Annotated in this window: 11 protein-coding genes and 1 riboswitch; of the genes, 9 read left to right on the forward strand and 2 right to left on the reverse strand. The window is 48.6% G+C overall.

Annotation, left to right across the window (positions count from 1 at the left end):
• The first annotated feature begins 59 nt into the window (after window positions 1-59).
• The 3 genes from DW931_RS08755 to DW931_RS08765 all read left to right on the forward strand — a co-directional run bounded on the left by DW931_RS08755 (window position 60) and on the right by DW931_RS08765 (window position 16442).
• Complete coding sequence (locus DW931_RS08755; RefSeq protein WP_118626946.1) at window positions 60-13538, forward strand: SpaA isopeptide-forming pilin-related protein; 13479 nt, start codon at window positions 60-62, stop codon at window positions 13536-13538.
• Between the two features lie 142 nt (window positions 13539-13680).
• Window positions 13681-14664, forward strand: a complete 984-nt coding sequence (locus tag DW931_RS08760; RefSeq protein WP_118468111.1) for a hypothetical protein — start codon at window positions 13681-13683, stop codon at window positions 14662-14664.
• 120 nt (window positions 14665-14784) lie between these two features.
• Window positions 14785-14889, forward strand: a riboswitch (glycine riboswitch).
• A 149-nt stretch (window positions 14890-15038) separates the two neighbouring features.
• Window positions 15039-16442, forward strand: a complete 1404-nt coding sequence (locus tag DW931_RS08765) for a sodium:alanine symporter family protein (RefSeq protein WP_022359445.1) — start codon at window positions 15039-15041, stop codon at window positions 16440-16442.
• A gap of 144 nt (window positions 16443-16586) precedes the next feature.
• Here the strand turns inward: DW931_RS08765 and DW931_RS08770 are convergent, their stop codons facing one another.
• Window positions 16587-17525, reverse strand: a complete 939-nt coding sequence (locus DW931_RS08770; protein WP_118468109.1) for a DUF4392 domain-containing protein — start codon at window positions 17523-17525, stop codon at window positions 16587-16589.
• 533 nt (window positions 17526-18058) lie between these two features.
• Between DW931_RS08770 and DW931_RS08775 the strand changes: the two genes are divergently transcribed.
• Window positions 18059-18577: a MazG nucleotide pyrophosphohydrolase domain-containing protein gene (locus tag DW931_RS08775; protein WP_207663373.1), complete on the forward strand. Its 519-nt coding sequence runs from the start codon at window positions 18059-18061 to the stop codon at window positions 18575-18577.
• A 93-nt stretch (window positions 18578-18670) separates the two neighbouring features.
• Here DW931_RS08775 and DW931_RS08780 read toward each other — a convergent pair whose 3' ends face one another.
• Window positions 18671-19099: an Rrf2 family transcriptional regulator gene (locus tag DW931_RS08780; RefSeq protein ID WP_022359441.1), complete on the reverse strand. Its 429-nt coding sequence runs from the start codon at window positions 19097-19099 to the stop codon at window positions 18671-18673.
• A 547-nt stretch (window positions 19100-19646) separates the two neighbouring features.
• Between DW931_RS08780 and DW931_RS08785 the strand changes: the two genes are divergently transcribed.
• The 5 genes from DW931_RS08785 to sdaAA all read left to right on the forward strand — a co-directional run bounded on the left by DW931_RS08785 (window position 19647) and on the right by sdaAA (window position 24735).
• On the forward strand, window positions 19647-20930 hold the full coding sequence (locus DW931_RS08785; protein WP_118468107.1) for an O-acetylhomoserine aminocarboxypropyltransferase/cysteine synthase family protein: 1284 nt from the start codon (window positions 19647-19649) through the stop codon (window positions 20928-20930).
• A gap of 348 nt (window positions 20931-21278) precedes the next feature.
• Window positions 21279-22151, forward strand: a complete 873-nt coding sequence (locus DW931_RS08790) for a phosphoribosylaminoimidazolesuccinocarboxamide synthase (protein ID WP_022359439.1) — start codon at window positions 21279-21281, stop codon at window positions 22149-22151.
• Window positions 22152-22362: 211 nt separating this feature from the next.
• Window positions 22363-23127, forward strand: coding sequence for an SDR family oxidoreductase (locus tag DW931_RS08795; protein WP_333491434.1), 765 nt, complete (start codon window positions 22363-22365; stop codon window positions 23125-23127).
• 21 nt (window positions 23128-23148) lie between these two features.
• A complete protein-coding gene (gene sdaAB, locus DW931_RS08800) occupies window positions 23149-23808 on the forward strand; it encodes an L-serine ammonia-lyase, iron-sulfur-dependent subunit beta (RefSeq protein WP_107000463.1) in 660 nt (219 codons plus the stop codon).
• A 42-nt stretch (window positions 23809-23850) separates the two neighbouring features.
• Window positions 23851-24735 carry an L-serine ammonia-lyase, iron-sulfur-dependent, subunit alpha gene (sdaAA, locus tag DW931_RS08805; protein ID WP_118468104.1) on the forward strand — a complete coding sequence of 295 codons (885 nt, stop codon included), beginning with the start codon at window positions 23851-23853 and terminating at the stop codon, window positions 24733-24735.
• Window positions 24736-25192: the final 457 nt, after the last annotated feature.

Genomic DNA, 25192 nt, shown 5'->3' on the forward strand with positions numbered 1-25192 from the left:
GAAAACGAGGGACTGCCGGTGTTAAGGGGCGCGGGGCAGTAAAAACGAGGAGGAAGTTTATGGGGGAGTATCGGTACAGAGAGAATGTGAAACGGGGGATGGCGTTTGCGTTGGCAATTATATTGGGAGGAATGGCTTTTTTGCCAGGATTCCCGGTTTTTCCGGCGAAAGCGGCACCTGCGAGCGGTCAGCAGACAACACTGACGACAGCCCATGGCGATACGCTGCTGGGACACAAGCTTTATTGTATCGATAAGGGCGGTTATGCGATCTGGGGAATTGCAGAAAAAGGGGATCTCTATGAAGCACACCGTCCCTCCCAGGCATCCGTTCCGCTGAGCAGTCAGGAACAGAAATATGTATTTTGGGCGATGCTCTCGCTCAGAGCAGCGCTGGGGGATGAAAAGGCAAATACATTTATCCGGGCGATCAATGTGGCAGCAAAAGCACAGGGAAAACCGGAAATTATCAAGATGGTGTCCGAGGAAGATCTGAAAACAATCCTCTATGTTCCGGCTGTGCGGGCAAAATATCCGTGGCTGGAGGCAGCTGCGTCAAATAGTGAGGCGTACATGCAAATGGGAGGAATGCTGTCTGGCGGAGGCAGCAGAAAGGAAAATACCGGTGTCGGCGGCGGAAAGATTCCAAATGTGATAGCTTCCAGCACCTCGCTGGGAACGGCAAAACAGGTAGATGCGGCGACTCTGACGCTGTCGTTTGCGCCGGATGGCTCGGATTGGGATTTTATCCGTTCTGTACCGCTTGAATTTTCAAACAATGACGGTGTTTCATTCAGCCCGGTTCCGACCGATGGATGGACGTATACAAAAACCGACTCGCAGATTGTATTTAAAAATCCAAATCCAAAACCGTCGAAAGCCCTGATTCGTTTCCGGGTGGAAGGAACCCCATACGCTTCGGGCGGCGGGGGATATGCTTCGGCGGAGGAGGCGATTGACCAGTCGCTTCAAATCTGGGAGTGTGTGACCTGTTCGGGGACACACGGAGGCGGAACGCCTGCCAAAAGTGATCCGTGGATTCATCAGCGGATGGCATGGATGGAGCTCGGAATGGTTCCGGTCAATTATTTTGCTGCATTGGCGGGCGATCCAACCCCGGTACCGGAGCAGGGAGGCATTCAGTTTGAGGTATTTAGGCATGAAGAGGATTTTGCTTCCACCTATAATCTACAGATGTATAAATACGATCATGAGACAGGGAAAGCGCTGGAAGGGGCGCGGTTTGGCTTCTTTGAGCGCTTTGACGATAAGAACAGGGTAAATACTGAGCGGGACGGAGCTGCCGAATTGTATGAGGGCGGAGAACCATATGCCAGTCATTATCAGGATGAGCCGGTTCTCTGGGATGGTTTCAGACAAGTGGGTTCGGCGGTAACAGATGGCGATGGCTACGCCTCCCAGACAGTGGAACACGGTTATCACTATGATAAGACATTCTGTGACGGTCATCCGGCGCCGGCCTTTGTACCTGTTCCAGAGGAAGAGGAGGACGAAGAGGGAGAAGTCATCAATGAGGATGAGATTGAGGCGGCGCAGGCAGAAAATATCCGCCTGGCAAATAGCTGGCTTTTGTGCGAAGAGGAATGTGAAAGAAAGGCGGGCGGAGACTTTGAGGGCGTCCATTTCCACTGGATAATGGAGGAGGTCGATGCAGGGGAGATAGAAGGTATCGCGTCAGACGGCGGCTCCGAGGGAGAAACACCCGATGCGGGACCGATGACAGGGGCAGACGGGGAAACTTCGTATGCAAAGTCTGGCTGCCAGGAGGACTGTGGGCAGACGTATGAGAAGTTCATTTCCATGAAGTACAGTTATACCTGGAAAGAATTTAAAGCGCGGGATGGATATATTCTGCATGATAGACATGCAGATGATCTGCCGATTGAGATTATCACAACCGATGCATCTGAACATGGGGCAAATGCGTCATTTGGAGGCGGGCATTCGCGTGATGTAGCGCTGGGAACGAAGAGTGTGAGAAGGAGTCAGGGCATCGGAGATGCTTTAGAAAATCGGAATGAAGAAAGTGCGGGGAAGACAGGATTTTTTGGGAAAATTGGCTTAGACGATCAAAGTGCGCCTGGTGGGACGATTTGGGAGAATCTAACGACTTTACCAGGCGAGGAGGCGGTATTTCCAGAGTCTTTAAAAATGCGTGTTTTGCCGCAGCGGATCGTTTTGTTTACAGCATTGGATGCAGCGCTTCTGAGGGAAGCGACACCGTCGGAGGAGGAAGCAACTGCCTCGGAGCTGAAAGTATCTATTTCGGACCATCTGGTAAATCGTGTCCAGAAAGGTTTTGTGTTTATTGATGAAGCGGATGATGATTTAGAAGAAGCAGAAAAAGCGGAACGTGAAAGTATTCGGCGATATACGGCAACCGGCTCAGATTTATTGACAACCGAGGCGGATTTTTATACAAGCTGGCATTCACCTTCTTTGTTGTATCAAAATCCTCAGTTGTCACAAAGAACGGAAACATTGGCGGGGGCGGCAGAAGAGTCACTATTTTTCCCTGCCTATGAATCGGCGCTTGTCTCCGCGAGTGTGGGTTCAGCGATAGAGCCGGGAAGTGCTGGCAATTTCAGCCATTGCAATGGGGCAGACGGCGGGAAAGATGCCTGGAGGATCTACGATCACCGGACAGAGGGCGAGGTACATATCAATAAAAAGGATCTGGATCTGAAAAGGGGCGAAAATGAGTCTTACAATGCTCTTGGAGACGCACAGGGGGATGCGACGCTGGAAGGCGCAGTGTATGGCTTGTTTGCAGCAGAAGATCTGCTGCATCCGGATGGGAAAACAGGGGTAGTTTACCGGGCAAATCATCTGGTGGCGGTGGCGACGACAGACAAAAATGGCGATGCCTCGTTTCTGGCATGTACAGAGGCGCCGGGGCGAACCTATGATTATTCGAAGGGGACAATTGCGGATGCAGCGGATGGATGGCGAAAGAAAGCGCCGGGAAATCTGTATACACAAGATGCGGCGATCGATGATTATACGGCAGATAAAGCCTGGGAGCGGATTTATTATAACAATACGTCAAAGAATGGAAATGCCTGGATTGGACGCCCGCTTCTGATGGGGGAATATTATGTCAAGGAATTAAGCCGATCCGAGGGCTTTGAACTTTCGATTGGAAATAAACTTCACGCAGTTACAAACCTGGGACAGGATCTGGAGGCAGCGGCCCTGGAACCGGGAGAAGGATATGCCCATATTTCCATGCAGATGTATGGGGAAGAGCAGGCAGGCGATGGCGGCGCTGATACGAATGAAATTTTCTTTTCGGCAGAGTCGAAGAACACGAAAGATGGAGTTTATGAGATTGTGGTGTCAGGGCTGCCGGAGGGCGTGAGCTTTTATCGAAAAGACGAGGGAAAAGGAACGGTTTCGGTGGAAGCTGGGACAGGTGAGTATGAAAAAGTTTATACCGGGGAACTGGCAGTGGCAGAGAACGACTATCAGTATCCAAAGTACAATGCGGATGGCACGCCGATGAATAAAAAAGTTCCGATTGAGTATGCGGCGGGGTGGATGCGCCAGGTCCGGGTGCAGGAACTTGTGCCGGAGACAGTGGAATCAGTTCTTTTGCAGGCTGAAACGGGAATGACCGAGGAAGAAAATGCGGACAAGCTGGCAAAGATATTTGATGTGGATGACTTTTGTTATCTGAAAGGGAAAGCCGAGCGGGTACTCCGCAGACATGCGAAAATAACACCGAGGACACCGGGAGCAGGAGGAAATGCATATTCCAGTATCTATACCGGCGTATTTGACCGGGGCCTCCGGGAAGGAGAGCGGGACGTGTACGGCGTCAGCGGTGTGACGCCGGGAGAAAAGGCAGAAAAAACAGTGTATGGTTCTCCGGTTCAGACGATTGCGGTGCCGAAAACAAAAGATGGAATTTCAATGACAGTGGGAGATGTGATCACTTCCATTCTGGATTTTTATCATACCCATCCATATATCAGCTATGGCGGTCTGGACGCGGTGCAAGAGTCTTCGGATTCGTTTGAATTTACGGTATATGCAGGAATTTTAGGAATACCGGAGAATTTCATGGTACTGGGAAGTGATCCGGAGAAAGACAGCCTGATTTTTCACCGGGCAGAGTGGCTGCCGGAGAATATGGAAATGTGTCCGCGTTATGTGTATATACCATATTCAAATAATCGAGGTCGGGACGCATTTGGAACGTATACTGATTATAGGGAAACTACCGCTGGAAATCAGGTGATGGCGTCGGCACTTTTGCAGACCGATGCTGTGATTGAGGGAGATGGTACGATTGTTCCGAAGGAAAATGAGGTAAATGTCTATTACAAAACCGGGGAAATTCCGCACGATGCGGATGGGCAGCCGCTTCGGGTATTTATTTACCAGGAAAAGACAGAAACACAGCAGCGGGAGGTGACGGAGACAAAATGGGTTCATCAGGCAGCAGAGCGGAATGCAGACGGAAAATACATACTGCAGATCAACGCGAATTTTACCGACAGTTTTGGTGTAAAAAAAACAAATGCGGGTGTGCTGGAAGAGCTGGGATTTAAGGCGGTATTGAAAGAGAAGAAGGTTACACTGAACGAGGAAGAAGCCGCAATGCTGGGAAATGGTTTCTTTGCCGGCCACCAGATGAACAGTTCCAGCTATTACACGTGGGTAAAACAGGCGCGGGCAAAGGCATATATCGATTCTGGACGTTCCGGCTTGATAGGGGATGATTCCTATGTGATCCCGGTGGCACTGGCATACCCTGGGCAGGAGACTACCTATCAGGATGCCGGGACAAGAAAAGAACCGCTGGGTGTACTGGAGCGTGTGATCCGCCAAAAGATAAAAATCATCAAAGATATAGCGACGACCCCGGAGAACACCTATGCACATAACACTTATGCGGAAAGTGGACATACCGATCTGTTTACGGAAAAAGAGGGAGGGAAGGAAAATGTCGCTTCGGCACTGCCAAAATTCCGTTTTAAGCTCTATTTGAAATCCAATCTGGAACGTCTGTACCGGAATACGGATGGCGAAATCGTGTGGATGAATCGGGATGGAGAAGTTGTCTCGTTGCCGGAGGTAAAAAAGAATTTTCCGCTGCTTATAGAATCCTTTGCTCCGGTTCAGAAAATTTTCACGCAGGTAACTCATAAAAAAGATTCCCAGACGGCTGGTTCCGTCAATAACAATGTCTGGGACAGCGCAGTGACGGCAAATGATCGTCTGTACGAATATGGAAAAGACGGGCAGATCGCGGATTCGAAAGAGGTCAATCAGGGGTATACAAGACTTCTTGAGACAGTCATGCGGATCAAGGAAGATGGAGCGGGAGCGGTACGGGAAGTTCCAGGCTATCAGTATGAGAAATTTTTCGATGCGATGGCGGTGGCGAACCGGGATAAATGGCAGCGGGCAGATGCAGCAGATACATCCTTTAAGCCGTTTGCGTGGATCCGTACGGGTATTTTTGGAAGCAGCGGCGGAGAAACAAAAGATCCGGTGCATCATAACAATGCGGCGATACAGAATCAGAGCCGTACGTCAGAAGCAGCCATAGAAAATGCAAAACGGTCGGATGCTGTCCGTCAGTTTGCGATTGACTGGTATTTGAAGAATGAGGTAAAGAAGCAGAACATTCAAGCATCGGGAGAACAGGAAAGCTATCCGGATTATATCTATGATGAAGCATTATATCAGGCAATTTTAAAAGCAGAGGAATATTTGAAGCCGTTTTTCTCCTATGATTTGGACGATTTATACGCGATTGAGTGGGACAGCGCGGAAAATGGAGGTTCCGATCGGGACAAAACAACGTTGTCAGCAGAAAAATTAAAAAAATCCGAGGAAGGTTATTATTATGGCGTTTCGAAATACCTTCCTTACGGAACCTATGTGGCAGTCGAGCAGCAGCCGTATTCGGGAGCACTGGAAGATTTCAAAAACCAGCATTATCGGATCGACCAGCCGAAAGAAATAGAAGTCCCGTCGGTTTATGAGGCAGGTGGAAACCTCGTATCTCCGGAAAAAAAGTCAGCGGATTATCAATATGACGCCTCGGCATCGCCGGAAACGCTGGCGGCGAACTATCAGATCCGGATGAATGAAGAGTGGGGAGATACAAATCAGGCGGATTTGAGGAAATATGTGATCCGCGCACATGGACAGGATGGAAATTATGAGATTTATAAGTATGGTCTGGATGCGGATAAACGGCAGGGAACGATTTCCTATCCAGGCGGAAGCTATGACTACAGCGGATTTTCGCCCGCTCAGAGGGAAATGGCGCCGTACAAGGACATTTATCGGTCTGAAAATGCAAACAGCCGGTACCGGAGCAACGAGAAGGTAGAAAGCTATTACCGTTATGGTTCGATCTCAGAGCAGGCAGGGTGGGCAGATTCAGTGGAATATCCGTATGGAGAGAAGACGGATGATAACAATCCGGCGGGATTTTATCTGAAAGATCATGTCAGGACAATCACCGGGGCGCTGACCGGGTTTGACGGGCGGTATTTTCAGGGATTGGTGCCTTACAGTGTGACAGAACCAGCGGCGGAGTCAGCCTATGATGCGTTGGGATTTACCGGCTACGCGGATGGAAAATACCGGAATACGTTTTATGCTGCAAAGCTTCGGATTGAAAAACTAGATTCGGAGACGGGAGAGAATATTCTGCATGATGATGCGGTGTTCGCTATTTATGCCGCCAGCCGGGACACGTCGAAGTACAGCGAGGGGGAGGTGCAGTTTTATGAAAAAGATACACAGGTGACAGCCAGCCGGGAATTTTTGGAGGCAATGGGGGCAAAGAAAATCGCGCCGGTTGATTTGAAAACGCTAATTCCGTCAAAATACCCCTGGAAAGCACCTTATACAGGAAAATATACAGGCATAATCCCGGCAGGAACTCCGATTTGCAGTGAAACCGATCAGGTGGTGATGCAGGATGCCTTTGGGACGCGGACGGGCACATTCCGGGTTTATTCGACGCTGCAGGATTTTGGTGGTTTGGGGGAAACTCTGCCGTCCAACCAGAATACAGGATATCTGATTACGCCGCAGCCGCTGGGAGCAGGAGCCTATGTGTTGTGTGAATTATCTGCACCGGAAGGATATGTGAGAACGAAACCGATAGCGGTGGAAGTGTATTCGGATGAAGTGACGTATTATCGGGACGGAGAGCGCGGTCAGCGGGTGGCAGCTGCCGTGTATGGAGAAATGGTAACCCGGATAAGTAGCAACGGAGAAGCAGTACAGAACCCGGATGGAACGAAGCCAAATGGCAATAAGCCGCAGGACCGGGGGGATGTGGCGCGGATTTATGTAGGAAATACGCCGATCCGGCTGGAAATCGCGAAAGTAAAACAGGAGGAAACGGAGATTTTGTTTGAGTTGAGCGATCGGCGAGAGGGAACTTTGACCGAGCTTTCGAACCGTTATGGTCTTGAAAATCTGGAACTGGCGTACAATGCGTCGGGAACGTTCCTTGGGTACGGGTGGTCAAAAGGCTGGCTGGACAGTCTGAGGGCAAAACAGGAAGCCGGGGAATGGATTGACCTGATTTATGAGGATCAGGTTTTTACTGGAAAGGCGATCTGGCATCGGGTTCCAGATACAGCGCACGCATTCAACCGATATCTTCCAGGTGCATCAATGCGCCTGTATGATGCGATCGAGGTAAAGAAGAACGGGGACAGTGAGGACCGGGCGTATGCCGGTGTCAATGTGGTGCGCGATTCGTTTGGAAATGTGACCCGGATGTATGTGCAGAAAGGCTATGCGGGAAACCGGCTTCTGTATGTGAGGGATAAAGATCAAGAGGGGGAAGATAGCAAAGGAGAAAATAACAATTATACACGATATACGCAGGATGACCGGTTCAACGACCAGGGAAAAGGCAGATGGATTCTCAAGCGGATTGAACGCGAAGATACAGACATTTTATATTATGATCTCGGGGCTCTGGAGGTATTTACGACACTCCGGGGCGTGCGGTATGCCTATAACGAAAAAGGCGAACCAGTGCGTCCAAAAGACAGCGAACCGATCTATGCGATGAAAGATGGCGTTCCATTTCTGGAAATTGTAAGCCCAAGCTATGAAGAACTGGCGTACAGCCGGAAAGAAAGGCGGTTTGAATACGTTCCGTCCGGGACGAAATTCTATCATCTGGCATCAGACGGAAGCCGGGACAGCGAGGTAGAACCGTACACGGGAATGGCATATGTGACGGAGGAGAAAACCGGTAAAACATTGGTGTGGGTGATCCAGGTATCTAAGGATCACTATGGAAATGTGATTGCCAGGGATAAGGTAAAGACCGGCCGCGTGGCAACGATGTATGCTGATACGGAACAGGAGTACACGATTGGAACATATGACGGAGGTCTGCTGCAGCCCCATGTCAATCCGGTTTTGAATGAAAATGGGCTGCCGGTTTATTACCAGCGTTCCGATCAGACCTATATCAAAGGATATCCCGTTTATGATCGGGATGGCGATTATGTGCGTTACCGATACAGCGATCTTCTCAGAGCTTACAATGCCAATGCATGGGATCTGCAGTTGAAGGCAGCGCTCTATGATATTGGAAATGATCCGGAAAACCGGGAAGACGATCGACCGCTGTACCACCGTCAGGGGGAGGCGTATCTGATGGAAAACAGCTGGATAACCGGGGATGAAACGCCAAACGATCCGTTCCATACACGGATCAGAGATGGGCAGGTGGACGTTTTAAAACGCGTTCCGGTGGGAGTGTATATTTTAGAGGAGACGCGTGCCCCATCCGGCTATGCGAAACGGATGCCGACAGGTCTTACGGTAGAGGAAACCTGTGAAGTACAGGAGCTGCGCCTTACTAACCGCCCGATCACGGTGCAGATTGAAAAGATCGACGCGCCAGAACAATATCAGCAGCCAGTCCGGGACTATGATCGCATTTTGAACGAATCGGATTCTAAGACCTGGGAGGAAGGAAAAGGAGGTTATACGTTTTCAAGTGTGGAAGGAGCCGTGTTAGCGCTCTATCCAGCAAAAAGAGTTGCGAGTGGTGATTTGGAAACACATCCGTCCGGGTATTATCTGGAAAAGAAAGGGGAACTTCCGGCGAACTGGACGGTACTGGATGAGAGAAACCAGAAAAAGACAGTGACTGCCAAATGGACCGTCGGAAAGACGCCAATGGCATGGGAGGGGATTCCGGCAGGCGATTATATTCTCGGGGAGATAGAGACGCCTCCGGGATATCTGACAAATCAAATGGAGGTGGAAATCCAGGAAACTTCTAAGCTGCAGCTCATCACGATGCAGGAAGATCATATAAAAACCGCCTTTTTCAAATATGAGAAGAAGGATGGAAAAAAAGAATGTCTGCCGAATGCATATGCGGCGGAGCTGACCCTGTACGAGGCAGTGACAGATGAAAATGGAATTGTCATGGAAGCGGATGGAACACCGCGCTATGACCGGGAAAAACGGGTGAAGAGCTGGAAGACCGAAGATGCGAAAGCCTACAGCCAAGGAAGCGACAGCTTTGCAACCCGCTATCAGAAGCTGTATGCAGAATATCATACAAGGTTCAACACGGTTACATGGTGTGGATATACCGCTGAAAAACAGGAAGAAACAGCGACAGAACAGGGCGAATCAGTGCGTCAGCTCTGGAATCTGGGAAATGGTTCGCAGGTGCTTGTTCAGGTAACGAAAAATCTGCAGCCGGATGGAAAAGCAGGCTACAGCTATGATTTCCGCTGGAATTACCAGACGGAGGGGACTCTGGTCAGTTATGATACCTCCGATGGGATTCACCGGATTGATTATTTACCGCTGAATCCGACGAAAAATGATTTGGCTTCGAACAGAAAGAAAGGCTATTACGTTCTGGTGGAGACGAAAACACCAAGCGGCTATCAGAAAGCAGCACCGAAGCCGGTGATTGTCGAAGAAACTGCTGAAATTCAGCTTTACGGGCTGGAAAACAGGGCAAAGTCTGTCTATATTTCCAAGCTGGGAAGCTCAGGAGAGGCATCCGAAGAGGCAATTTATCTGGCAGGCGCAGAACTTGCTGTTTTCCGGGCGGCACAGGATGGAAGCCTGATGCAGGAAAAAGAATATTTAGTGGAACGCTGGATTTCTGGATCGGATGGAAAATTTACAGAGGAAGAAGCAGAAAAACAGGAGATTCCGGCAGGCTGGAAGGTAGGGGACTGGAAGCCGCATCGGATTTCTCCGATTGCCTATGGAGTGTATTATCTGGTGGAACTTTCGGCACCGGCAGGTTATCGCCTCATGGAACCTAAGAAATTTACGGTGGCGGCTGCTTCGGGGGAGACAATCGAAGCGGTTAATACGTTGAAACAGGGACGGGTTCGGGTTGAAAAGGTGGATGAGAGAAAGCCAGAGGAAAAACTGGCAGGTGCGGTGTTTGAAGTGAAAAACAGAGAGACGGGAGAAAAGGTTCAGATGGAGACAGACGAGAGCGGTCAGGCGGAAAGCCCATTGCTGCCAATCGGAACGATAGGGGAGAATGGAAGCTGGATTCCGTACCATTACGAAGTCCGTGAGACGATGCCGCCGGATGGATATCAACTTATTCCGCGCGTGTACGAGGTGCTGATAGAAGATCAGAAGGAATGCGAGGTGCTAACGTATGATCTGACGGTGCCGAATGAAACAACGAAAATCAAAATTTCCAAGCTGGATTTCGATACGGGTCTCTTTGTGTCAGGAGCAAAGCTGGCAGTGTATGAAGCCGGATTTTTGGATGGTGTGTACACTGAAGCGGGTGAGGCATTGGAAACCTGGATCTGCGATGGGAAAACACACGTGATAGAAGGAAAGCTGATTGCCGGGCACACGTATCTTCTGAAAGAACTGGAAGCGCCGGATGGATACACTGTGCAGAAACCGATGATTTTCACGGTGTCAGATACAGGCAGGGGGATTAACGCAGCCAGAGATGGTGCAAATGCGCTGGAGACAGAGACAGCAGACGGTTTATTTGACAGCATAACGTCTCTGCAGGTGCAGGGAAGAAAAGCGCTTCGTCTGGTGAGAACTCTGTGGGATTTGGACAGTGGGGAAGAATTTGTACTTTCGTCACTGATGGAAGCTTCTGTGCCTTATCTGGAACGAGAAAAATGTGAAAAAGAGGGGGTGGCGGAAGGACATCGTTTCGAACTGCGGGAGATCATTGAGTTCAGTGACGGCAGCCGTCGGACGATAGGAAAAAATACATTCCGTCTGAATTGGGATGAGAACGGACATTATCCGCTGACGCTTCGAACATTAAAAGGAACGAGGTATCGTCTGGAAGAATATCATCAGAAAGAGACAGATGGCAGGGAAGTGGAAAGCTGGATCCCGGAAAACAGAGATGGCCTGGGATATATCCATGAAATACGAAATCCGGAATACAGCGATCCATGTGGCATCCGCGCCGTTTCCCCGATTGGAAAAGACGGAGCAGCGGTGCTGCCGGGAAGTGTAATTGTATATGAAATTACATATCGGAACCAGTCAGATAAAAAAGAAAATATGAAGATTGGACTGGAAATTCCAGCTGGGTGTGAACTAATGACAGCGGCTTCGATGGGCGGAGCGGAACAAATAGGTGAATCCTGGTATTGGAATATAGAGAATGTGGCAGCCGGATCAGGAGGCATTTTGCGGGTGGCTGTTCTGGTTGGAGATCATATAAATGAAAACGGACAGGAAAATCATTCTGGTATGACGGTAACGGCAACGATATGGGGAAAAACGGGCAAAAGCTATGAATCCTTCCATCCAATTCTATCTCCGGGCGCAATTGCTATCGCCGGGCGGGTGACGGGAACTGCTGCGGCGTTGTTAAGGCAGGTAGATATAACATATACGTTATACTTAAAGAATGCGGAGGGAAAAGAGCTTCCAGGCTTGATTTCGTACACAGGTTCTAAATCGGGAACGCTGCGAAGTGGAGGAAGCCTGACGCTTTCTTGTGGCGAATCGGTTGTTTTGACAGGAATGCCGTGGGGAACAAACTATGAGGTTCGGGCACAAGTTCCGGCACAGACTCCGGATGGACTGCCGATCGAGTGGAAGAGTACAGGAAGCACGGGACGGACCTCCCGGCAGGGAAATACAGTGCTCTGGGAATTTCATCAGAATGATCGGTCGGTGCGCGAAGTGCTCAAACGTGGGAATAGATACCGCCTAGTTGAACTGCTGGAACTGGACGGTGGAAAAACGGAAGAGGTGGAGTCGAATCAGATGATTTTTTCTCTGGGGGACGATGCACAGATAGACGGAATTGGAATGATAGATTCCCCGACAAAGCTGGTCTTTTCAAAGACAGATCTGGTCGGAACGGAGCTTCCGGGTGCTCAGATAGAGATTCTGGATCAGTCTGGAAATGTAATCGAATCATGGATTTCTGCGGATCATCCTCATGAGATAATTGGAACGTTGACACCGGGAAAGAGTTATATAATGCGCGAGACGGGAGCGCCGGATGGATTTGCGTATGCGGAAGAGATTCCGTTTACTGTTTCCGAGGATGGAACGGTCGAGCGGATTTCCATGCAGGACAAGCCGACGCACGTGGAAATCACAAAATACAGTGTGACGGGAGAAAAGGAACTGCCGGGGGCGCGGATGGAACTCTGGGAGGAGAAGGAAGGCGGAACCTTGGTTGATTCGTGGGTATCTGATCGGGGCGCCCATGTGATAAAAGGAAAGTTAAACGCTGGAAAAAACTATGTGCTGGTAGAAAAAATAGCGCCGGATGGGTACTGGAAAGCAGAAAAAGTGACATTTACGGTATCACTGGACGGTCGAGTCGATCAGGTGAAGATGTATGACAGACCGACGGAAGTGCAGGTGGAGAAGCGGAAATGGAGGGAGCAGAAAGGAGATAGCGAATTTGTAAAAGGTGCCCTCCTGAGGATTTCCGATGAGGCTGGAAAGGTAATATTGGAATGGATTTCTGAAGAAAAGGAGAAATGTATACAGGGCATTTTAAAGGAGGGCTGCCGCTATATTCTGGAAGAGCTGGAAGCGCCGGAGGGCTACGAAAAAGCCGAACCAGTTTCATTTACGGTTTCAGAGGACGGAACGGTGACGGTTGTGCGGATGTATGACCGTTTGAAGCCGGAGAAGCCAGGGCGACCGGGACATGGTCAGCCGGAATATCCAAAGAAAGTGATAGAAGAGCTGAAAGAGGGCTATTTAACAGTTCACGTGCCAGAGTCGATCTGTGGAGAGGGGAAAATTGTTCTCGACAGCAGACAGATGAAGCCGCTTCCGAGGATGGGATATGGAGAATCAGCCACCTGGGGAGTGGAAGGCGCTTATCAGATTGAGGACGAAAAAGAACGTCTGAATGAAGTGATTTCACTGATTTGGAAGTGGAAACTGGTGATTGGACTGATATGTATGAGCGTTGGGACAGGACTGGCGCTCGCAGAGCGGCGAAGAAAGGAGGAAAATATAAAAAAGAATATGGAGAGGAATGATAAGGGCAAGGAGGAGTAAAAAAATAAGAGAAAAATGAACAGAAGAAAGATGTACTCTCGGAGTCTTTTCTGCACTTGCTTTTGCGGCTAACAAAAAACATTTCACAAAATCAAGCACAGAAAGATTTCGAGAGCACATAAAGTGGGAGAGGAGGAATTTTATGAATCAGATGGCGAAAGGGCTGCTCTTCGGAGCAGCCGTACTGAGCCAGACGGCTGCGGGATGTTTCTCCGCTGCCGCAGCATCCATCGATCGGGTCAGGATTCGGCTGGCAGCAGAAGAGCTGGATGAAATGGGAATGCCTGTTTTGGAGGCAGAAAGCCGGGACAGGGCATATAGCGTCACTGGTGTGGAACGAATCTCCGGTGATCCGGCAAGCGGACCGGCGATGGATGGGGCAGAGGTGGGAAAAAAAGAAAATGAACAATATAAAGGGAGCATACAAGCCGACTCTGAAAATATAGGTACCAAAGAAGTTTCTTTAGAAGAACGAAAGATAGAAGAAATCCATGCAGAAGAACCTGCTCCGGAAATTCTATACGAAATAGAACTGGAATCCGACGCAGATGATTCTTTTTCCGTCCTTCGCCAGGAGGACATCCAGTTTTCAGGGCTTGGCGCGGTATGCAGCAAGGCAGTTCGGAAAGATAATGGCACTACGTTGCTTTTGACGATCGAATTACAGGATGCCGGAGAGATAATAGGAACGGTGGATGCAGCAGGCTGGGCGGAAAGAGGAATTGGCAGGTGGAAGAAAGCGCCGGGGGCTTCGGCATATTTGGTGATGCTTTACCGGGATGCGAAGCGTGTCGGACATCCGCATCGGACGAGTGCTGAACAGTACGATTTTGTACCGTTGATGCAGACTGCGGGTGTATATCATTTTAAAGTGATTCCTCTGACAAAGCAGGGAAAGCGTGGTCAGGCAGCAGAATCGGCATGGAGGAAAGTGACGGAGGCAGAGGCAGCTCAAAACCGGGAAGAATGGGGAGGGAAAAAGCCGGGATGGCAGCCAGAAGGGGAAATTCCATCGTATATTTTAAAAGATGGTGCATACCCGCAGATGGATTCTCTTTTGATTGGGGAAAAGTATGAGCAGTTTAATGAAAAGGGGGAAAACGTGTCGCGAACCGTAATATTTTGAGGATTTTCGTATAATTTATAAAAATCAGTTGAAAAAGCAGAAGAAATGTGATAGCATACCTCACATAAGTTCGTTCCTGTTTACTGAACCGTCCTGACGAGTGATCGAAGGTCAGTCAGGCAGGGACACTCTGGAGAGTCTCCAAGAAGGAGCGCCGAAGGTGTAAGACGGATGCACGTCCATGGTATTCGTTGATCTCTCAGGCAAAAGGACAGGGCATACAACCAATCACAATGGAACCAGGGGATGAGTTCTATTGTATGCATATGTTCTACTCTTTGGAGAGCTGATTTGTATCAGCTCTTATTTTATTACTCGATCCCGGATTTATAAAAGAGCCGGAATCGTAACGAAAACATAGAGGAGGATAAAAAATGGACACGATTTTGACACTGGTAAACAAAGGCAATGATTTTCTGTGGAGTTTTCTTCTGCTGATTCTGCTGTGTGGAACGGGCATCTATTACACGATTCGTCTCAAATTCATTCAGGTAAGAAAATTTGGAGAGGGCTGCAAGCATGTGTTTGGACATTTCAGCCTGAACGGAGAAAAACATGAAAAAGGGGAAATGAGCCCGTTTCAGTCGATCATGACGGCGATCGCAGCACAGGTTGGTACTGGTAACCTGGCAGGTGCGGCGACAGCGCTGTTTGGCGGCGGTCCGGGGGCAATCTTCTGGATGTGGCTGAGCGCGTTCTTCGGAATGGCGACCATCTACTCCGAGGCGGTTCTGGCACAGACCTACAAGACAGAGGTAAATGGTGAGGTGACAGGCGGACCTGTCTACTACATCAAGGCGGCATTTAAAGGTAATTTTGGAAAGGTATTATCCACTCTGTTTGCTATCTTTATTGTTTTAGCACTTGGGTTTATGGGCAATATGGTACAGTCCAACTCGATCGGTGCTGCGTTTACAGAGGTATTTCAGGTATATGGAATCAATATTCCGCCGATCACGATCGGTCTTGTGCTGGCAGTACTGGCAGGATTCATTTTCATTGGTGGAACCAAACGTCTGGCAGCTGTGGTAGAGAAGGTTGTGCCAGTTATGGCAGGCGTTTACATTGTAGGAAGCCTGATTCTGATTGGTCTTCATATCAATCACGTGCCGACAGCATTTATGATGATCATCAAGGGCGCGTTTGATCCGAAAGCGGTAATGGGCGCTGGTGCTGGTATCACCGTCCGCGAAGCAATCCGTTTTGGTGTAGCGAGAGGACTTTTCTCCAATGAGGCAGGTATGGGTTCCACACCGCATGCTCACGCACGTGCGAAAGCAGAAAGCCCGCATCATCAGGGGCTTTGTGCGATGATCAGTGTCTTTATTGATACATTTGTTATTTTAAATCTGACCGTATTTGCAGTCCTGACAACGGATGCGATGAGCTCCGGCAAGGATGGTACAGCGCTGACGCAGGCGGCATTCATGCAGAGTTTTGGAAACTTTGGTTCTATTTTTATTGCGATCTGCCTGCTGTTCTTCGCATTTTCGACGATTCTGGGATGGCATTTCTTTGGCCTGACGAATGCGAAATATCTGTTCGGCGAGGGGGCGGCAAAGGTTTATTCCTTCATCGTAGTGATTTGTATTGTCATTGGTTCTATGTTAAAGGTAAATTTAGTATGGGCTCTGGCAGATTTCTTCAACGCGCTGATGGTTATTCCGAACGTTTTGGCATTACTTGCATTGAGTCATGTGGTTGTGGCGGCTGATCGGAAAGCGGAAGCGATCACGAAAAATGTGACACAGGCATATCGGGCTGCAGAAGAAAAGTAAGAGCAAATAAAGAGAAGATAAAAGGTAACTGTAAGCGTAAAAAGCAAGCATTAAACAATCATTCAAAAAAGACCTGCTTATGTAGTGAAATACATAAGCAGGTCTTTTTTATGAAAATGAAAACAAATAAAAAACCAAAAATCCCTAAATAGCTGCCATTACCTTCCGCTCTCTGTAAAAATAAGGAGTTTCTCTCTTTGCTGTCTGCTTTTTAAGTGTTTCATCGGTCAATTTGCGGACAGACTGCAAAATCCTCAGATGCGTCTCCAGAGGGAGTGCATCAACGGTCAGTTCCGCTTTTTTCGTGCATCCATCCACACCGCCTGCTGCCACAACCCGGCGGAGCAATTCTGTCTCGGTGCGGTCAGAGGGGAGAAGATTCCGTCCTAATTCCAGGGAGAGCAGGGAGGCAATGCCCCAGCCCCACCAGTTGGAAACGCCGCTTGCCAGCGTCAGGTCTGCTGCTTCTGCGGTGCAGATAAGTTCGCCGTGTGGAACACCTGCGAGAATTTCACGGCGGAAGGTCCCCATTCCCATCTCGTTGCCGCCATCTCCGATGGAAATGACCGTGGCACCAGCTTCTCTGGCAGCAGACAGGAAAAGAGCCGAATCCGTGATCATGTCGTCGAGCTGTTCACCGCGCATGCTGTGATAATGTCCGTTTTCAGCTTTACCTGGGCGCTCCAGGCTGATCAGATGGGTCGGTTTTGCATCACGGATAAAGGTGCGGATAAAGTTATCCGTATTCTGTTCCGGCAGACGGATCAAGGTTGCCTGCGGAGCGCGGAAGCGGAGAGCCGCTTCCAGATGCGGATAAGAAGACCAGTCGGTTACGACTGACACGCCGCAGCCAGCTGCCGTCAGCGCTGCTGCGAGGTTGGCAGTTCCGGAAGGTCCATCCGTCTCGCCGGTAATAGAACCGTCTGGCATTCGAACCGGGAAACCGGTCAGAAGAACGGCTCTTTTCGCATGGGCGAGAGAAGCAGACACAGCCGCAAGTGGGGAAGCAGGCAGAGATGCTAAAAGTCCGCGACCGCCAAAATCCTGTTTCATAATTAAATCTAAAGTTTCATAAAAAGTCATGGTATCAATCCTCCAGGTATACTGCATTGTGCAGAAATTGACAGGGGATTTTCTATCTGGATGATCCGAGCGCTTATTTACTGGATAATTTCCAAATCAAAAAAGATTGGAAGCAGTCCGGTATGGTAGCTGTATCGGAATCATGTGCAATAAAAAAAGACCCACGTATCCTGTAAGATTCATGGCTCTTATTTACGAAGGGAGCATCCGGGCAGGAGTCCCGATAAATAAAAGAATCTGTTTTGTTATAATTATATTGTAAATGAAAAATATCAGACTGTCAATTCCAAATTTATTTTACGGCTGACAGAAAGCAAAATTTGGAATATAATAAAAAATGGGGTAACTGTTCAGTAGGTCAGCGCATTTACTGCGCTGACCGTACGAAAATATGGGTCAGCAGGCAAAAATCCCATTGCCGTAGGCAATTTTTAATGGATTTTTGCTTGTGGCTGTGAAGGTACTGAACAGCTACAAAATAGGCATATAAACAAGCTCAGAAATAAAAGCAGACAAGAAAATGGATAGAGAGAATGAAACGAGAATCAAATGAGATAAAAAAAGAAAATGACCGCGCCGCATCGTTCATGCGCTTCTGCGAGGTAGTCCGCCATCTCCGTGCCGAGGACGGCTGTCCGTGGGATCGGGCGCAGACGCATACATCGCTGAAACCGTACTGCATTGAAGAAGCGGCAGAGGTGATTGGCGGTATCAATATCTGGGAGGTGACCGGCGATGCGGAGAACCTGAAAGAAGAACTGGGGGATTTAATGCTGCAGATTCTTCTTCACGCGCAGATCGCGGAGGAAGAAGGACTGTTTACGATACGGGAGGTCATGGATGGCGCCAGCGAAAAGATGATCCGCCGCCATCCGCACGTGTTTGGTAAGCCTATGCTGTCCGAACAGGGGGAACCGATCACAGATTGGGATGCAATCAAGAAGCAGGAAAAAGCCGGAAAAGAGTGGACGGAAGCGTATCTTCCAGGAGCTCTGGAAGAGGCGGAGAAACTGCTCGAGCGGGCAGAGGAGCGGAAAGGCATCAAAAAATAACGTTTGAGATGCTTCAATACTGAAATAAATAGAAAAATCTATATATAAAAAGGCATTCGGTCAAAATGGAATGCCTTCGTTCATTTATAAATGCTAATTCGTACTTTTCGGCAAAGACTGACTTTCCTTTACCAGATCTTCTAAAGTAATATTATAGAAGAAATTGTGTACAACCTGATCAAAGCGTTTCCACATCGGCAGGGTCACACAGCTTGTCTGACGTTCGCACGGCGGCGCATCCGGTGCAAGGCAGGCAACGGAAGAGAGAGAGCCTTCGGTCAGTTCCAGAATCTCTCCGGCGGTATATTCATTAATCGGACGGGTCAGACGGTAACCGCCGCCTTTGCCGCGCTGTCCTTCCAGTAATTTATTTTTGACCAGAACCTTCAAGATGATTTCCAGATACTTTTCAGAAATCTGCTGACGGGTGGCAATTTCATTCAGTGGTATATATCCAGCAGAATTTTGTTCCGCCAGATCGATCATAACGCGCAGAGCGTATCTTCCTTTTGTCGATATCATTCGGTAACCTCCTTACTATTAACCAATTATAACGCAAGGTAATAGGACTTTCAAGGAGAAAAGCGTGGAAAACATAGAAAAAAGTTTTTTTCTAATACCTATTGACAAAGTTGGTTTATAAGAGTATCATTAAGCCATCGAGTTCAGAAAGAACATGAAAATAAAAAGGAGGCAGATACAATGGCAAGACAGAATATTATATGGAACGGAAATCTGATGTGTTGTTGTCGAATGTGTAATTCCCGGGCATTTTATATGGTCAGGTAAATTTGCATATCTGCCATTTAAGAGAATGACAACGATTTAAGATGCAAGCCATTTGCCCGGGAGCTTAAAGAAAATTAAGCGGTCCGGCTTTTTGTTTACCCAAAAAGCTAAATATACATTTGCATAAGCAAATATAATATTGCGGAAAAAGCAATTATTTTATATAAAACTTGAAAATAAATGGAAAAACGCTTGCTCAAATAAAAAATGAATATAAAATAAAAACAAATTTACATACTAGGAAATAAACTTTCAGAAATAGAAAGAGAGGTATTTTGAGATGGGAAACTATAGATTTGAGACTCTTCAGTTACACGTAGGTCAGGAGCAGCCGGATCCGGCAACCGATTCCAGAGCCGTTCCGATTTATCAGACCACTTCTTATGTATTTAAAAATTCAGCACATGCGGCAGCACGTTTTGGTCTGGCAGATGCCGGTAACATTTACGGACGTCTGACCAACTCCACACAGGATGTTTTTGAGAAGAGGATCGCAGCACTGGAGGGCGGCGTTGCAGCACTGGCAACCGCATCCGGCGCAGCTGCTATTACATATACAATCGAGGCACTGGCAGCGGACGGCGGTCACATTGTAGCACAGAAGACCATCTACGGCGGCAGCTACAACCTTTTAGAGCATACACTTTCCCATTTCGGTGTATCTACAACTTTCGTAGACGCTCATAATCTTGAAGCGGTAGAAAGTGCAATTCAGGAAAATACCCGTGCTATCTATCTGGAGACTCTCGGAAATCCGAATAGTGATATCCCGGACATCGACGCGATTGCTGAGATTGCACACAAACACGGACTTCCGTTAGTCATTGACAATACATTTGGTACACCGTACCTGATTCGCCCGATCGAGCATGGCGCAGACATTGTCGTACATTCCGCTACCAAGTTCATCGGCGGACACGGAACCACTCTGGGCGGCATCATCGTAGATTCCGGTAAATTTGACTGGAAAGCAAGCGGCAAATATCCGGCAATCGCAGATCCGAATCCGAGCTACCACGGCGTATCTTTCGTAGAGGCAGCAGGTCCGGCAGCATTCGTTACCTACATCCGTGCGATCCTTCTGCGTGATATGGGCGCTACGATTTCCCCGTTCAACGCATTCCTGCTTCTTCAGGGAACTGAGACATTGTCTCTGCGTATCGACCGTCATGTAGAAAATACCAAGAAGGTTGTTGAGTACCTGTCCAAACATCCGTTAGTAGAGCATGTAAATCATCCGTCTCTGCCGAATCATCCGGATCATGCACTGTATGAGAAATATTTCCCGAACGGCGGCGCTTCTATATTCACCTTTGAGATCAAGGGCGGACAGGCAGAAGCTCATAAGTTCATCGACAATCTGCAGCTCTTCTCCCTGTTAGCAAACGTAGCAGATGTAAAGAGCCTGGTTATCCATCCAGCAACAACAACCCACTCCCAGCTGACTGACGAGGAGCTGGCAGATCAGGGCATTAAGCAGAACACCATCCGTCTTTCCATCGGTACTGAGCATATCGACGATATCATCGAGGATCTGGAGCGTGGATTTGCAGCTCTGAAATAAGTAAGAGTGTGTCGGTCTGAGAATCCGAAGCATATACATAATAAATGGTAAATTGATAAAATGCGGTGTCATCTGCCAACTCTTCTTTAAGCAGGGAAGAACGGCAGATAACGCTGCATTTTTACTATTCCATTTTGGAAGAAAACGGCGTAGAAAAATTCATACCAAACCGCCTTTTACAGGGTAAAATGCTGAATTGTTGGGATTTAAGGAGGAAACGGGGAGGCGAGTCTTGACAATAAGGGCGGGTAAGTGGTAATTTATCAGATAGAAGGATACAGAGCTGTACATTTGTGATATAGGGGGGCTCTGGATTCCACCATAAAATTTAAGAATGAGGTGCAAAAAATGCAGGAGATGAAACCGATTAAAGAAGGAAAAGTCCGTGAAATTTATGACAATGGAGACAGCCTGATTATGGTTGCAACGGATCGTATCAGTTGCTTTGATGTTATATTACATAATGAAGTGACAAACAAAGGCAAAGTACTGACACAGATGTCCAAGTTCTGGTTTGACCTGACGAAAGACATTATCCCGAATCACATGATTTCCGTAGATGTAAAAGACATGCCGGAATTCTTCCAGCAGGAGAAATTCGAAGGAAAGAGCATGATGTGCCGTAAGCTTGAGATGCTTCCGATTGAGTGCATCGTCCGCGGTTATATCACAGGAAGCGGCTGGGCAAGCTACCAGAAGACCGGAAAGGTTTGTGGAATTGAACTGCCGGAAGGCTTAAAAGAGTCTGACAAACTGCCGGAGCCGATCTACACACCGTCCACTAAGGCAGAGATTGGCGATCATGATGAAAACATCTCCTATGAGCAGAGCGTAGATCATCTGGAAAAATACTTCCCGGGCAAGGGAAAAGAGTATGCAGATAAGCTGCGTGAATACACGATTGCACTTTACAAAAAATGTGCGGAGTACGCACTGGAAAAAGGTATCATTATCGCAGATACCAAGTTTGAGTTCGGTCTGGATGAGAATGGCAACATCGTTCTTGGTGATGAGATGCTGACTCCGGACAGCTCCCGTTTCTGGCCGGCACAGGGCTACGAGGCAGGACATTCCCAGCCGTCCTTCGACAAGCAGTTTGCACGCGATTGGCTGACCGCTCATCCGGGCAATGACTGGACACTCCCGCAGGAGATTGTGGACAAGACCATTGAAAAATATCTTCAGAGTTATGAGATGCTGACCGGCGAAAAGTTGGCATAAGCGGATTACTCGATGCAGCCAGTCAGGCAGCGGAAGAAAATGCATTGAATAAAAGTCAAAAAGCTGCTGTGAAAAGAATGAAATTCTTGTTTCGCGGCAGCTTTTATATATGGAAATAAAAAACAAATATATCGCTAGTTCGTAATCTGCAGCAGAGGGGCTGTTTACAGATGTGTGCTTTTGAAAGGGAAAATAAAAGATGCGCGATTTCATGGATTTATTTAGCTTAAAGGGGAAAAAAGCGATCGTCACGGGCGGAACCAGAGGACTCGGCTATGGCATGGCAGAGGGACTGTGCAGAGCTGGGGCGGAGGTTGCTATTTTGGGAACAAGTGAGAAGGTGCGGGAGAGCGCTGATGCGCTTGCACGGACAACCGGTGTGGTGGTTCACGGAATAGTGGGAGATCTGGTAAGAGAAGAGGAGGTTCCGAATATCTATAAGCGTCTGGTGGAAAGCCTTGATGGTCAGGCGGATATACTGGTAAACTGTGCGGGAGTTCAGCACCGGTGCGTGGCAGAAGATTTTCCGATGGAAGAGTGGAATCGGATTCTGCGAGTAAATTTAGGTGCTATGTTCCAGATGTCTCAGCTGGCGGCGCGGGATATGCTGCAGCATGGATACGGCAGAATTATTAATGTGGCATCGATGACCTCCTTCTTCGGAAGTGTGATGATACCGGCATACGCGGCAAGTAAGGGCGGTGTGGCGCAGCTCACGAAAGCCTGCTCCAATGAATGGTCATCGCGTGGTGTGACCGTCAATGCGATCGCACCTGGTTATATGGAGACAAAGCTCACATCGGATATGAAAGCCAAAAATCCGGATCAGTATGAAGAGGTAACGGCGCGGATCCCGATGTACCGCTGGGGGAAGGCGGAGGATCTGGCAGGAATTACCGTGTTTTTAGCGAGTGACGCGGCAGAATATATAACGGGAGCGGTAATCCCGGTGGATGGCGGCTACCTGGCGAAGTAAACGAGAGAAAAGGAAAGAAATATGAATCTATTTGATATAGTAGGTCCGGTGATGGTCGGACCGTCCAGTTCCCACACAGCGGGCGCGGTTCGGATTGGATTTGTGGCGCAGAAGCTTCTTGGGGAACCGGTTAAGCGGGCAAGGATTGGTCTGTACGGCTCATTTCTGGCAACGGGAACCGGACACGGAACCCAGAAAGCGCTGATTGCGGGACTTTTAGGAATGGTGCCGGACGACATGCGGATTCCGGACAGCTTTCACCTGGCAGAGGAGAAAGGGATTGAGTTTTCCTTTGAGGAAGCTAATTTAAAAGAGGCGCATCCAAATTCGGCGGAACTGGAGCTTGAGGGTATTTCTGGACGCAGTCTGACGGTAGTAGGTGAATCACTGGGCGGTTCCCGGATCAATATTGCGAAGGTCGATGGGATTGAAGCCAATTTTTCCGGCAGTTATCCAACCTTGGTTGTCCACAACGACGATCAGCCGGGACATGTGGCGGATGTGACGGCGATGCTGGCGCACAAATCGATCAATATTGCGACGATGCAGCTCTACCGTGCGGCGCGCGGCGGCATGGCAGTGATGGTTATTGAGTGCGATCAAGAGATTCCGGAAGAAGGGCTTGTGTGGCTGCGCCGTCAGGAGGGTATCCGAAAGGTAACATATTTAAGTCTTCGATAGGAAAGGTTCATATAAGAAAAGGAATGGAACGGGAAAATGGAAATGTTATATCATTCAGTGAGTGATCTGGTCCGCTTAGCGAACGAACATCAAATTCCGCTCTGGAAGGTGGTTCTTCTGGCAGATGTGCAGGAACGCCAGGTGACGGTGGAAGAATCGTTTGAAACAATGCGGCAGATGTATCAGGCGATGCGCCAGGCAGATCAGGAATACGACGGCTCGATCGTCTCGGCAAGTGGAATGGCGGGCGGCGACGGAGAAAAACTGCACGCATACAATGCCTCCGGTCGCAGCCTGGCGGGCGGATACATGGGGCTTGTGATGGAAAAAGCGGTGAAAATGGGAGAGTCCAACGCCTGTATGAAACGAATCGTGGCGGCTCCGACGGCGGGCGCATGCGGGGTGATTCCGGCGGTATTTTTGTCGTATGAGGAATATTGTAAGGAAACGGAGAACCGGATGGTCGAGGCACTCTTTGTCAGTGCAGGAATCGGTGCGGTTATTGCAGAAAATGCGAGCATCGCCGGTGCATCGGGTGGATGCCAGGCGGAGATTGGTTCAGCAAGTGCGATGGCAGCAGGGGGGCTGGCATATCTGCAGGGCGGCGATGCGGAGTGTATCGCGAATGCAGCGGCATTTGCCCTCAAAAATATGTTGGGACTAACCTGTGATCCGGTCTGTGGTCTGGTTGAAGTTCCGTGTATCAAGCGGAATTCCGCCGGCGCCGTCAATGCGGCGGTCAGCGCGCAGATGGCAATGGCGGGAATCAAGAGCGCGATCCCGGCAGACGAGGTCGTCGATTCCATGCGCCGGATCGGCAATGCGCTTCCGGCTGCTTTACGCGAGACGAGTGAAGGCGGTCTGGCAGTGACCGAGAGCGCCAGAAAGATAGCAGAACGGATGGGAAAGAAGGAAAACATTGCGTAGAAAACCCGGGAAGGCAATGAAAATCAATAGAACCAGACAGCACGCGATTGCAGAACCTGTCAGAACTGTTCCAGCTGCTGATTAGAAAATAAAATTGTAGAAGAAAGAACAGCAATATAGAAATAGCTCTGTTTAAATGATGCCAGAATATTCTTGAAAATCACAAAAAAACATATAAAATAGCAAATTTAGAAAAATGCTTGACTTTCCGGGAATGCTCTGGTATCATAACATACGTCCTCGAGACAAGGACAAAAACAAAACACGAAACGAAAGAAATGATTTGAAGATTCTTGATGAACTCAGAAAAATTTCAAAAAAACGTGGATTTGTAAAAAAATAAAAAAGTGTTGACAAAAGCAAAAACTTTTGATAAACTATAAAAGTTGCTGCTGAGGCAACAACAAAGAACCTTGAAAACTGAACAGTATGTAAAACCCTGAAAATTCTAAGAACA

Source organism: Clostridium sp. AM43-3BH, from assembly GCF_003479985.1.
Taxonomy (GTDB): Bacteria; Bacillota; Clostridia; order Lachnospirales; family Lachnospiraceae; genus Otoolea; species Otoolea fessa.